10 protein-coding genes are annotated in these 12809 nt (G+C 61.7%); 2 read left to right on the top strand and 8 right to left on the bottom strand.

The features are described 5' to 3' along the window. Positions 1–272: 272 nt before the first annotated feature. From ACR80S_RS01820 to ACR80S_RS01810, 3 genes are all read right to left on the bottom strand, one after another. Entirely contained in the window at positions 273–701 is a 429-nt protein-coding gene (locus ACR80S_RS01820) for a universal stress protein (RefSeq protein ID WP_435400459.1), read from the bottom strand. Between the two features lie 13 nt (positions 702–714). Next, on the bottom strand, positions 715–3312 hold the full coding sequence (locus ACR80S_RS01815; RefSeq protein WP_435402403.1) for a TRAP transporter permease: 2598 nt from the start codon (positions 3310–3312) through the stop codon (positions 715–717). A 147-nt stretch (positions 3313–3459) separates the two neighbouring features. Further along, positions 3460–4440 (bottom strand): TAXI family TRAP transporter solute-binding subunit, encoded by a 981-nt coding sequence (locus ACR80S_RS01810; RefSeq protein ID WP_435400461.1) that lies wholly within the window; start codon positions 4438–4440, stop codon positions 3460–3462. 267 nt (positions 4441–4707) lie between these two features. Between ACR80S_RS01810 and ACR80S_RS01805 the strand changes: the two genes are divergently transcribed. Further along, on the top strand, positions 4708–4926 hold the full coding sequence (locus ACR80S_RS01805) for a hypothetical protein (protein ID WP_435402402.1): 219 nt from the start codon (positions 4708–4710) through the stop codon (positions 4924–4926). 200 nt (positions 4927–5126) lie between these two features. Here the strand turns inward: ACR80S_RS01805 and ACR80S_RS01800 are convergent, their stop codons facing one another. Then, a complete protein-coding gene (locus ACR80S_RS01800; protein WP_435402401.1) occupies positions 5127–5729 on the bottom strand; it encodes a hypothetical protein in 603 nt (200 codons plus the stop codon). Between the two features lie 760 nt (positions 5730–6489). On the opposite strand from ACR80S_RS01800, the gene ACR80S_RS01795 reads away from it, so the two are divergent. Beyond that, entirely contained in the window at positions 6490–8193 is a 1704-nt protein-coding gene (locus ACR80S_RS01795) for a ShlB/FhaC/HecB family hemolysin secretion/activation protein (protein ID WP_435402400.1), read from the top strand. Between the two features lie 76 nt (positions 8194–8269). On the opposite strand, the gene ACR80S_RS01790 is transcribed toward ACR80S_RS01795, so the two are convergent. The 4 genes from ACR80S_RS01790 to ACR80S_RS01775 form a co-directional block, all read right to left on the bottom strand. Continuing rightward, entirely contained in the window at positions 8270–9658 is a 1389-nt protein-coding gene (locus ACR80S_RS01790; RefSeq protein WP_435402399.1) for a KamA family radical SAM protein, read from the bottom strand. 260 nt (positions 9659–9918) lie between these two features. Beyond that, a complete protein-coding gene (locus ACR80S_RS01785) occupies positions 9919–11226 on the bottom strand; it encodes a TRAP transporter large permease (protein ID WP_435402398.1) in 1308 nt (435 codons plus the stop codon). Then, positions 11216–11695, bottom strand: a complete 480-nt coding sequence (locus ACR80S_RS01780) for a TRAP transporter small permease (RefSeq protein ID WP_435400465.1) — start codon at positions 11693–11695, stop codon at positions 11216–11218. The genes ACR80S_RS01785 and ACR80S_RS01780 overlap by 11 nt, the downstream gene beginning before the upstream one ends. A gap of 31 nt (positions 11696–11726) precedes the next feature. Continuing rightward, positions 11727–12737, bottom strand: coding sequence for a DctP family TRAP transporter solute-binding subunit (locus ACR80S_RS01775; RefSeq protein ID WP_435402397.1), 1011 nt, complete (start codon positions 12735–12737; stop codon positions 11727–11729). Positions 12738–12809 lie beyond the last annotated feature (72 nt).

The raw sequence follows: 12809 nt of genomic DNA, 5'->3' as shown, positions 1-12809 counted from the left end.
CTCCGGCGGGCCAATTCTCGACACCGGCTAACGCCTTAATGCCGACTTCATCTATTAATACAGGTTTAATGTAGTTGACTCGAGTTAATTCTGCAGCCTTGACACCACCACGGATTTTCACGCTTTCACGGCGCTCCATACAAGAGCCGGTCACGAATGGTTTTTGTCAGCGTCGGCTGATCAACGACAACGTCCAGCCGAACGCAAGCACCCCGGCCGACTGGCCGGGGTGCTTGCGTTAATGGCACCCACTGGGGGAGCCTGGCAGGCGCTTAACGCACGATCATTACCGACATCTTGGAGTGGTGCACCACGTGCTCGGCGTTGGGGCCGAGCACGTAATCGGCGAACTTGCGCTTGTTGTGGGACGCCATCACGATCAGCTCGACCTCGAGCTTCTTGGCCACCTTGATGATCGCCTCCCAGGGCGAGCCGTCGACGATCACCGACTGGGTCTGGATATCCTCGGGCACGTGCTCCTGGATGAACTTGTGCTGGGCCTCGGTGACCCCCGCGTGGGCCTTCTTGGCGAAGTCTTTGGGGAAGTAGGAGCCCACCAGCGGCATCCGGTAGTCGGGCAGCACCGTCACCACGTGCAGCGAGGCGCCGAAGGTCCGGCACAGGGTCACGGCCGTGGGCAGCGCCTTCTCCCAGGAGCTCTCCTCGTTCAGGTCCACCGGCAGCATGATCTTGTTGTACATGTCATCGTCTCCTTCAGGCGGTAGCCGCCTGGCCGGTATCGGGTTCACGACGGCGACGCTGCAGCATCACCACCAGGCCAAACACCAGGAACCCCGGTATCCACATCCACTCCTTGGCCCAGCGATCCACTGGCGCCGACACCCCGATGATCTCCTGATCGAAATCGAAGCCGAGATCCGCCGCCAGGCTGCCGAACTCGACGAAGTCCACCATGGCCTGGTCGCCGTCGACGTAGAGCTCCAGCCCCAGGTTCTCCATGCGCTCCTCGGCGCTGTCACCACCGGGGACCGGCACCAGCACATAGGTGGTCATGGCATCACCAAAGGCGTTCTCTCCGGCAATCTGCACCCGCAGGTTGCTACCCTCATCGACATCCCCCAGCGCCTGAGCGAATTGCGCCGGTGGCACCTGCTGGTAGGGGTCGTGAATCTGGTCCATCCAGAAGCCGGGGCGGAACAGGGTGAAGGCCACCAGCAGCAGCAGGATCGATTCGTACCAACGGTTGCGAGCGATCATGAAGCCCTGGGTCCCCGCCGCGAAGATCAGCATCGCGATCGTCGAGATGATGAATATCACGATGCCCTGCAGGAAGGTCACGTCGATCAGCAGCAGATCGGTGTTGAAGATGAACAGGAACGGCAGCGCCGCCGTGCGCAGGCTGTAGTAGAAGGCCTGGAAACCGGTCCGCAGCGGGTCGCCCCCCGACACCGCGGCCGCCGCGAAGGAGGCCAGGCCCACCGGCGGCGTCACGTCGGCCATGATGCCGAAGTAGAACACGAAGAGGTGCACGGCGATCAACGGCACGATCAGGCCGCTCTGCTGACCCAGCGTCACGATTACCGGCGCCAGCAGGGCCGATACCACGATGTAGTTGGCCGTGGTGGGCAGGCCCATGCCGAGGATCAGGCTAAGCAGCGCGGTGAACACCAGGATCAGCATCAGGTTGCCCATGGAGAGGATCTCCACCACGTCGGCCAGCACCAGGCCGACGCCGGTCTGGGAGACCGCGCCGACGATGATGCCCGCCGCCGCGGTGGCGATGCCGATGCCGATCATGTTGCGGGCCCCGGCCACCAGGCCGTCCCACAGATCCTTGAAGCCCTCCTTGATGTCTTCGGCCACCTTGCTGCGACCGCGGAAGAACGCCGTGACAGGACGCTGGGTCACCATGACGAAGATCATGAACACCGTCGCCCAGAAGGCCGAAAGGCCGGGCGACAGGCGCTCGACCATCAGGCACCAGACCAGCACGATCACCGGCAGGATATAGTGCAGCCCGACCATCACGGTGGGCCGCGTCTGGGGCAGCGTGAGCACCTTGGAATTCGGATCGTCGAGCTCGAGCTCGGGGTACTTCGCGCCGACCTTGAGCAATCCGACATAAACCACCGCCAGCGCCACGGCCACCACCCAGGGGGTGGCATCACCCAGCACCGGCTTGAGCCACCCGAGTCCGTAATAGACCGCGAACGACAGCGCCATCAACAGCAGCAGGCCGGTGAGAAAGCCGATGATCTTGTTCAGGAAAGGGCGCGCCGGGTTGCTGGTAGGCAGACCCTGCATGTTGGCCTTGAGCGCCTCGAGGTGGACGATGTAGACCAGCGCGATATAGGAGATCAATGCCGGCAGAAAGGCGTGCTTGATCACCTCCACGTAGCTGATGCCCACGTACTCCACCATCAGGAAGGCCGCGGCGCCCATCACCGGCGGCATGATCTGGCCGTTCACCGAGGAAGCGACCTCCACCGCGCCGGCCTTCTCGGAGGAGAAGCCGACGCGTTTCATCATCGGGATGGTGAAGGTGCCGGTGGTCACCACATTGGCAATAGAGGAGCCCGAGATCAGCCCGGTCATGCCCGAGGCCACCACGGCCGCCTTGGCCGGACCGCCCTTGTAGTGGCCCAGCAAGGAAAACGCCACCTTGATGAAATAGTTGCCGGCCCCGGCCTTGTCGAGCAGGGCGCCGAACAGCACGAACAGGAACACGAAGCTGGTCGAGACCCCCAGCGCAATGCCGAACACCCCTTGGGTGGTCAGCCACTGGTGATTGACCAGGCCGTTGAAGCTGACCCCGCGGTGGGCCAGGATGCCCGGCATATAGGGGCCGAACAGCGAGTAGAGAATGAAGACCGTGGCCACGATCATCAGCGGCGGCCCCAGGGCTCGCCGGGTTGCCTCGAGCAGCATCAGGATGCCGACAATGCCGACGATCACGTCCTGGGTGAGCGGTGCAGCGGGCCGGGTCGCGAGCTGCTCGTAGAAGAGGAACATGTAGGCGCCACAGAAGGCAGCGACGGCCGCCAGCACCCAGTCCTGGATAGGGATCCTGTCACGTGGCGAACGCTTGAACGCCGGATAGGCCATGAAGGCCAGGAAGAGGGCGAAGGCCAGGTGAATCGATCGCGCCTCGGTGGCGTTGAAGACCCCGAAGCGAAGCATGTAGGGGAGCGGCGAGGCGATCCAGAGCTGAAAGAGCGACCAAGTGGCCGCGATCCCCACCAGCAGCTTGCCGGGCGCCCCCGCCGGCTTGCGCGCTCCCGAGTCGCTGGAGGCGACCATGTCCTCCAGGTCGATCTCCGAGGCGCGGGTGTTGTTCTTCTCATCCGTCATAGGTTGGCCCTGCCCACTGTCAATGACTTATGGTTGATGTCCTTCCCGCGGCGACAACAGGAAGCCGACTTGCCAACGAGATGCGCGGACGCCCCGAGGGGAGTCCGCGCATCGATCACCACGGGTGATTGGCTGACACGTCCGGGATCACTCGATCCAGCCGCGCTCACGGTAGTAACGAGCCGCACCGTCGTGCAGCGGCGCGGTCAGGCCCTCGGATATCATCTGCTCTTCCTTCAGGTTCTCGAAAGCCGGGTGCAGGCGCGTGAAACGGTCGAAGTTCTCGAACACCGCCTTGACGGTCTCGTAGATGATGTCCTCGTCCACCGCCGTGGAAGAGACGAAGGTTGCCGCCACACCGAAGGTCTCGACGTCCTCGTCGTTTCCGCGGTACATGCCCCCCGGGATCACCGAGTGGGTGTAGTAGGGGTTCTCCTCGATGATCTTCTCGATCTCCGGGCCGGTCACCGGGACCAGGCGGGCATCGATGGTGGTGGTGGCCTCCTGGATAGAGCCGTTGGGGTGGCCCACCACATAGACCATGGCATCGATGTTGTTGTCGGAGAGGGCCGCGGCCTGCTCGGCGGCATCCAGTTGGGAAGCCAGGGAGAAGACATCGGTATCCCAACCCATGGCCTCCATGACGACATTCATGGTGTTGCGCTGGCCAGAGCCGGGGTTGCCGATATTGACCCGCTTGCCCGGGAAGTCGCTGATATGCTCGATGCCGGAGTCGGCGCGGGCCACCACGGTCAGCGGCTCGCCGTGCATGGTAAAGACAGCGCGCATCTCTTCCCAGGCACCGCCGTCGGCAAAGTTGTCCTCGCCATGGTAGGCGCGGTACTGGACGTCGGACTGCACGACGCCCATGTCGAGCTCACCGCTCTTCATGCCGTTGACGTTGGCCACGGAGCCGCCGGTGGTCGGCGCGTTGCAGCGGATATTGTGCTCATCGCTCCCGCGGTTGACCATCCGGCAGACCGACTGGCCGACGACATAGTAGACGCCGGTCTGGCCGCCGGTACCAATGGTGATAAAGCGCTCTTGGGCCACGGCGGGGGCCGATAACATAGCGGCACCCAGCAAGGCGCCAGAGAAGGCTGCGGCGGAAAAAGCATGACGTTTCATGAAGATACCTCGATAATTTAGTCAAACGTACGTGGCAGCGAGGACTCTCGGGTCGGCAAATCTGCCAGTAACTTCTACTTTAGCGGATAAAGCTGTTTTCGGGTAACAACCTCCCTCAACGGAAAACTGGATGTCATCAAGAAGCAGTCTAGTCGGTGCCATCGTTTGTGCTGCGTTGGAAATTAGCGCTCTAAACACGGGAGAGCCGCGCCATGGCGCGGCTCTCCCGTTGATCGGCAGTTGCCCGGTGGCCGTCAGGAGGCCTTCATGATCAGCGCCTGTTTCTCGGCCTTCACGACCGCGCGATCGGCCTCATGTCGGGACGCGCTGTCGCAACAGGCCGGACGGCGCTGGGACGACCAGTCTGAAGGGGTCCTGAAATCGTACCAGGACACCTCGATTGGTTTTGCTCCAGTCGCAGCACTTCACGAGCTGCGCGGCGATCGACTTGACGTGGTGAGCGCGACAGGGCCTCCAAACCCGTAGTCAGGTGATAATGGGGAAAAGGATACCAGCGTGAGAACAGCCATGTTCGAGCCTTGCTGTCTGTACCCGGCGCATCCAGCAAAATCCGGCAGGGGTTACCTGCCGGACTCATCATCTGAGGCATCCCAGAATGAAGGCTCACTATTAAAATAAAAGCCAAATCACCAATACGCTTGCAATATTTTCATGCCGTGACCTTGTTATTTCGAAGCCACCTTCTTGCTGTACTTTCCGTGATCATGACCCTTTTTTCCATTGTACTTTCGATCCTCGTACTTCTTCTTCTTGGCCAGCCACTCCTCGCGCTCCTGCCTCTTCTTGGCTATCGCCTCCTTACGTTTCTGGGCTTGCGCCTTCTTCTTGGCTTGCGCCTTCTTCTGAGCTATCGCCTCTTTCTTGGCTTGCGCCTTCTTCTGGGCTATCGCCTCCTTCTTGGCTTGTGCCTTCTTCTGGGCTATCATCTCCTTACGTTTCTGGGCTTGCGCTTTCTTCTCGGCTAATCTCTTCTTCTTCAGCCAAGCTTTCTTGTCACTGTCTTTCTTGTGAGCCCACTTACTCTTTTCCTTATCGTTCTTGCCATTATTCCCGTTTGCACCGTTTCCGTTATCCTTATGCTTTTTCCACTTAGCTCCGTTACCATTACCCACAACATGCTTGTAGTGTTTGTTATCATTCTGGTTGTAGGACATGGAACCACTACCATTACCGTTAAAACCAGCGCCTGCGACAGCAACTCCGGTTCCAGCAGCCGCCACCATGGTCCCCATGACCAAACCAGCCAGCATGGTCTTCAGCTTATTCATGCTTGAGTACCCCTTGATGATTGAACTATACGCCTGAGGTTTTGTTGCCTAATTTCTTTCCTCCAGCGACACAGTAAGCTGGTGCATCACAGATTCTGAGTTATTGATGGACACAAGCATTCTTATCTCTGAAGGTCAGACTCTCTCCTTGCCCGTATCGGTATAGTCCGGTCGCAAGAGAGGGTCAATAAACCGGATGACGATCAAAAAATCGGGTTGCGCACCAGATTCAATGTCGCAATCCTCCCTGTAAACAGGCATAACCCATTGTTAACTTATATTTATCAAAAGTTTATTATAAAGGTAAACCGACAGAAGTGACCGATCAACCGGCGAATTGGCTTTAATTTAGTTACAAATTTCTCTTTATTCATTCTTTTCTTTACACTTCCATAACATGGATAGCGATTAACCGGCTGCTGAATTTGTCATAAGAAATTTGATAATCAACAAACACTTACCGATAAATTACTATAAAATAAAGGCTGATGAATTAGTGTTTTTAAACAAATATAACTAAGCCTCTAATACCCACATGCACGTCATCGGCTAATGCGGAGTGTAATGCCTTCAATTTGATAGGAATATCCATTGTCAGCATAATGTGTGCCTAGCATTCAAGGCATAACTATGCTTGAGTTTCGAAAGGTAACCTTGCGCTCGGTTCTTGAGTAACTACCGCCATAAGCGTGTGAACAGCGCGATCTCCAGCGACAAGGGTTCCGGAAACCTATCCGATGATGATCAAAGGGATGCTGCAATGACGAATGTATGGCGGACTCCGGCCTGGGTCTCAGGAATCCTTCTACTGCTGATCTCCTCCGACCTGCTTGCTCAGGTCACCCCGGCGGATCGGCAGCGTAGGATCATTCAGACGCTGGACCCGACGGAGCAACGACGTGGCCGTGCGGAACCCCGTGAGGGAAGTGGCATCACGCTGTTCGAGGTGATGCCCGCGGAACCCTCAGAAGAATCCGCCTACAGCACCACCTTGACCTCGGTAGTCTTCGAAGGCGTGAGCGTCTACGAGGAGAGTGAGCTTGGGGCTTTGTGGTCGGATTTGGTCGGGCAGGAAATTAACGAGCAGGATGCCGATGCTCTCGCCGATACGCTGATGGAGCAGTACCTGGCCGATGGGTACATGCTGATCTTTGCCTTCGCCGATGAGCCCGATGAGAACGGGGAACTGACCCTATATGTAACCGAGGGCTATATCGATTCGGTTGCTTTTACCGGGGACGATGTCGACCGACACCCGCTATTGATTACCTATGCGGAAAAGATCATGGAGTCCATTCCCTTGCGGACTGCCGTTTTCGAGCGCTACTTCAACCTGATGAATGATCTGCCAGGCCTCCGCGTCGACGGCAATCTCGGGTTTCCTTCCGACCCTGACGGGGCCGAGCCGTTAGTACTGAACGTGAGCTACAAGGCGGTGGATTACCTGGCGACGCTGGATAACCGCGGCAGTCGCTATGTGGGGCGGTGGCTTACCTCGGTGGGCGTGAGGCAGAACTCGGCCTTGTTGGGCAGCCACGATCAAGCCTCTGTTCGGTTCTACACCACGATTCCCGACCACGAGGAGTTGCACGCGGTCGAACTGGTCGGCCGCCACCCGGTGGGCTCGGAAGGCACCACGGTTTCCCTGGGGCTGGCGCTGACGCGCACTCGCCCGGGAGCCGACCTGAAGCCGATCGACATTGTCAGCGATTATCGAGAAGCCTACCTCACCGTCGATCATCCGTTGTTACGCTCGGACGATCAAAGCCTTTGGCACTATGCGACGCTCCATTACGCCGACTCCGAGAGCGACGCCTTTTCCGGTGAGCTGAAGCTGCTCAAGGAAAGGGTGCGAGCCTTGCGTCTTGGCACTACCTATATCCGGGACGACCGCTGGGGAGGGAGCAATGTGATCAGTGGCGAGGTGAGTCGTGGCCTCGACATCATGGGAGCCGACGCGGGTGGGCTGTTCACCACCACTAGCCGTCTCGGGGGGCAACTCGAGTTCACCAAGCTCTCACTCTACCTGTCTCGCTGGCAGCCGATTACCGATAACTGGTCTCTCTTCGCCGCCCTGGAGGGTCAGTATGCCTACGATCCCTTGCTGTCCTCGGAGTTCATCTCTTTCGGTGGAGAGAATACCCTTCGCGCCTACGAATCCGGCCTGCTGTTCGGAGACCATGGCGTGACCGTCAGCTTGGAATTGAACTATGTGCCTCCGTTCGAGACTCCCATGGATATGCAGTGGTATGGCTATCTGGAGACCGGCAGGGCCTGGACCCGGGAAACGGAGTTCGAGTTCGGAGACGACAACAAGGCGACGGCAGTTGGGTTCGGGGTGCGCTTTGATGCGACATCCTATCTATCCGGCTATGTCGAGCTCGGCTGGCCCGTCTCGCGCCCGGATTCCTTCAATAGTTCATCCGGGGCGAATGGATATCTGGGTATAGCGGTACGCTTTTAACTCTCGACAAGGAGCAGAGCATGGCCCGGCCAATACGACCGGGCTTGCACTTGGGTCAGGGCGCCATCCCATGACGTCAAGTGGCCTTGAGGATCAGCGCCTGTTTCTCGTCCTTCATGGCGGCGAAGTCGGCCTCATAGAAGAACTCGCTCTCCCCCAACGCAGGCGTGAGGTGGTTGAGCCAGGTGGCATTCTCGTCGTACTTGGCGAAGAACGGCCGCTGGACCCAGTCGCTGTCGCGGCCCTGAATGAAGCGCAGCACGAAGACCTTCTCGCCGTGGATCTCGGTGACGCCCTGGATCTCCACCTTGCCCGGATCGGCGGACATGGACGGCCCGCGGGCGGTGCGCGCCAGGCCCGGCACCTGCTTCATGGCCTCGCGATAGATCTCCCAGGCGCGCACCAGCGGCACCTCGAAGTAGTGGCGGGCGCCGGTGTCGCGCTCGACGAACATGTAATAGGGAATCATCCCCAACCGCACCTGGGTAGCCCACATCCTGGCCCACTGGTCGGCGTCGTCGTTGATGTGCTTCAGCAACGGCGCCTGTGTGCGGATCTCGGCACCGGTGGCACGGATGCGGCGGATCGCCTCGCGGCAGATGGGGGTGTCCATCTCTTTCCAGTGGTTGAAGTGCGCCATGAAGGCGACGTGCTTGCCGGCGGCAGTCAGCTCACGGAACAGCTCGAGGATATCCTCAGCGTCCGGGTCGGTGACGAAGCGATAAGGCCAGAAGGTCAGGCTCTTGGTGCCGATGCGGATGTCCTGCACATGGTCCAGCTCGGGAGCCATCAGCCCTTCCAAATACTTACGCAGGTGTTTGGCCTTCATCACCATGGGGTCGCCACCGGTCAGCAGCAGGTCGGTGACCTCGGTGTGCTCGGCCAGGTAGCGGTGCAGCGAACCGGCTTCGCTTGAGGCGAACTTGAGCTCCGTGTCGCCGACGAACTGCGCCCAGCGGAAGCAGAAGGTGCAATAACTGTGGCAGACCTGGCCCTGGCTGGGGAAGAACAGTACCGTCTCGCGGTACTTGTGCTGCATGCCGGGCAACGGCTCGCCGTCGAGCAGCGGCAGGTTGAGGTCCATCTGCCCCGCCGGGTGGGGGTTGAGCTCGCCGCGCACCCGCTCGATCACCGGCTTCATCTCGTCGGCTTTGGCGCCGCGGTGCACCAAGTCGGCCACCTCGTCGAAGTGCTCCGGCTTGAGCATGCCGCGCTGGGGAAAGGTGAGCTGGAAGACCGGATCCGCCGGGATGTTGTTCCAGTCGATCAGCTCCTCGATCACATACTCATTAACCCGGAACGGCAGCACCTGACTGACGACCCGCATGTCGAAACGCAGTTCGTCAGGCAGGTTCTGGATCGCCTCGATCTTGTCGAGCTGGCGGTGGGTATAGACCTTGAACTGCCTGGCCTCGAAGGCCTCTGCCCCGGGACCGCCGAGCTCGATGTTGACGTGCTGGTTCATCTCGCCTCCTCGTCGTTCGTCTGTTCATCGGGGAGGCCATTGGTACAGATCCGGCGGGAAAAGCGCAAATTCCTGCGGCGATTTGCAATGAATGTCACGAAAAAACGCAAAGCATGCAACAGTTCATTCGATGCGACCGGCCCTCTACGTCGGCTAGCGGATAAGCGTCGCACGACAAGCGCCCTACCCCACGTTGTAACCCAGCGTCCGCGGCAGCCACAGGGCGATCTCGGGGCAGCAGGAATCGCGCGACGAGTGCCCTATCCCACGTTGTAACCCAGCGTCCGCGGCAGCCATAGGGCGATCTCGGGGAACACGGCGACGAGTGCCAGGGCGCCCGCCATGGCCACCACGAAGAGCAGCGCCCAGCCCAGGGTCTGCTCCAGGCGGATCTTCGCCACCTCGGTGGTCACCATCAGGTTCACCGCCACCGGAGGCGTGAACTGCCCGATGGCGATGTTCATGGCCAGCAGGATGCCGAACCACACCGGGTTCCACTCGAAATGCTGCATCACCGGGATCAGGATCGGCATCAGGATCAGATAGATGGAGATGGCGTCGAGCAGCATGCCGGCGGCCAGCACCGCCAGCATGATCAGGATCAACAGGACGACGCCATTGTCGGTGAGCGCGATGATCCACTCGGCCAGGTCGCGGAAGGTGCCGAGCATGGTGCCGGCCCAGGCGAAAATGCCGGCGAGCGCGATGATCAGCATCACCACCCCGGAGATCACAGCCGCCTCGCCCAGCAGCCCCCAGAGGTCCTTGAGGCCGATCTCGCGGGTCACGCAGAGCCCGATCACTACCCCGTAGGCAACCGCCACCACGGCCGCCTCGGTGGGGGTGAAGAGCCCGGAGCGCAGCCCGCCGAGGATCAGCACCGGCGCGAAGAGCGCCGGCAGTGCCTGCTTGAAGGTCTCGCCCACCCGCAGCCGCTCGGCGCCCGCCACCGGCGTGCCACCCTCCCAGCCGTAGCGCTTCGAGACAAGCAGCGCCGGCACCAACAGCGCCAGGCCAGCGAGAATGCCGGGGAAGAGCCCGGCGGCGAAGAGCGCGCGCAGGTCGACCCCCGGCACCACGATGGAGTAGAGGATCAGCGCCACCGAGGGCGGAATCAGGATCGCCGTGGAGGCCGAGGCGGCGATCAGGGTCGCCGAGAAGGGCTTCGGGTAGCCCGCCCTGGTCATGCTCGGCAGCATCACCATGGCCACCGCGGCGGCATCCGCCGGCCCCGAGCCGCTCATGCCGCCCATGATCATGCAGACCAGCACCGCCACCAGGGCCAGGCCGCCGTGACGGGGGCCGATCAGCGCCTGGGCGAAACGCACCAGGCGCAGCGCCACCCCTGAGCGCTCGAAGATCAGCCCGGTGAGGATAAACAGCGGGATGGCGATCAGCGGGTACTTGGCGATGCTGTTGTAGGTGTTGGTACCGAGAGTCGCCAGCATCGCCGGCGGCAGCCCGGCCAGGATCCCTACGGCGCCTGCCAGGCCCAGGGAGAAGGCCACCGGCACCCCGGCAATCAGCAGGCCCGCGAAGGCCAGCAGCATCCACAGGTCAGGGCTCATCATTGAGCCTCCCGCGCAGGCGGTCCCGGGTCTGCTGGGTCTGGCGGATCAGCATCGCCGCCGAGAGCAGCGGCAGCCAGACGATATACCACCACTGCGGCAGCCCCAGCCCCGGCGAGAGCGACTCCCACTGGTACTCCTGCCAGGCGAGCTTGCCGCCGAACCAGGTGATCAGGCCCAGCACCGCCATGCCGCAGCCCCACTGGAAGAGGATCAGCACCCGGCGGGGTGCGGTGGGCAGCGCCCGCTCCAGCAGGCCCACCCGGATATGGCCGTTGCGACGCAAGGCCACCGAGGCACCGGCGAAGGTGAGCACCACCAGCAGGAACACCGAGAACTCCTCGGTGAAGGCCAGCGAGCCGCCGGTGATGTAGCGGGTCACCACGTTGCCGAGGCTGATCAGCGAGATGATGATCAACGCCAGGGAGGCGAGCCAGCGCTCCGGCCGGGCATCGGGGGTGAGTTGCATAGGGGGCGACGGGCGTGGCATGCGCCGGGGCTCAGCGCGCCTCGACGGCCTCGCGGGCCGCTTCGACCAGGGCCTCACCGATGCGCGGCACCCACTTGTCGTGGACCTCAGCAGTGGCCTCGACGAAGGCCTGGTACTGCTCATCGCTCAGCTCGGTGACGTTCACGCCGCGCTCCTGAATGTCGGCGAGCCGCGCGCCCTCCTCCTCGCGGGTCATGGCGATCTCCCACTGGCCGGCCTCCACGGCCGCCTCGCGCAGGATCTCGCGATCGCCCTCGTCCAGGGAGTCCCACACCTGGCGATTCACGGCGAAGATCAGCGGATCGTTCATGTAGTTCCACAGGGTCAGGTACTGCTGGCCCACCTGGTCGATGCGCGCCACGTCGAACACCGAGAGCGGGTTCTCCTGGCCGTCCACCGCGCCGGTGGTCAGCGCCGGCTGGGCGTCGGTCCAGCTCATCTGGGTCGGGTCGGCGCCCAGGGCGTTGAAGGTGTCCTGGAACAGCGGCGAGCCCACCACGCGAATCTTCAGGCCGTCGAGGTCGGCGGGCTCACCGATCGGGCCACGGGAGTTGGAGAGCTGGCGAAAGCCGTTCTCGCCCCAGGCCAGCGGAATCACGTCACGGGATTCGATGGCCTCGAAGATCATCTCGCCGGCTGCCCCGCCGGTCACGGCGTCCACCGCCGCCTCGTCGGGCAGCAAGAAGGGCAGCGAGAAGAGGTTGAGCTCCGGCACCTGGGGAGACCAGTTGATGGTGGAGCCCACCGCCGCGTCGATCAGCCCGGAGCGCATGGCGGAGAACTCGCGGGTCTGGTCGCCGGCCACCAACTGGGAGTTGGGGTAGACCCGCAGGGTCAGGCGCCCTTCGGTGCGTTCCTCGACGAGTTCGGCCCACTTCTCGGCGGCCTGGCCCCAGGGGAAGGCATCGGAGAGCACGGTGGAGACGGAGAGCTCGCGCGCCTGAGCAGAGAACGAGGCGGTGAGCACGGCGGCGCCGGCCAGGGCGGCGGCCAGCTTGGCGAGAGAGCGTGAGGCGGTCATGGCGTGTCCTTGCAGCCGCAACCCGGCTGCATGCCGGGCAGCGTGATTGTTGTTGGAAAGTAAATCATCCAC

This window comes from Halomonas salsilacus (assembly GCF_051216275.1).
In the GTDB taxonomy this organism is placed as follows: Bacteria; Pseudomonadota; Gammaproteobacteria; order Pseudomonadales; family Halomonadaceae; genus Halomonas.
The sequence above is the reverse complement of the archived record's forward strand: the minus strand, read 5'-3'. Positions and strand labels throughout refer to the sequence as shown.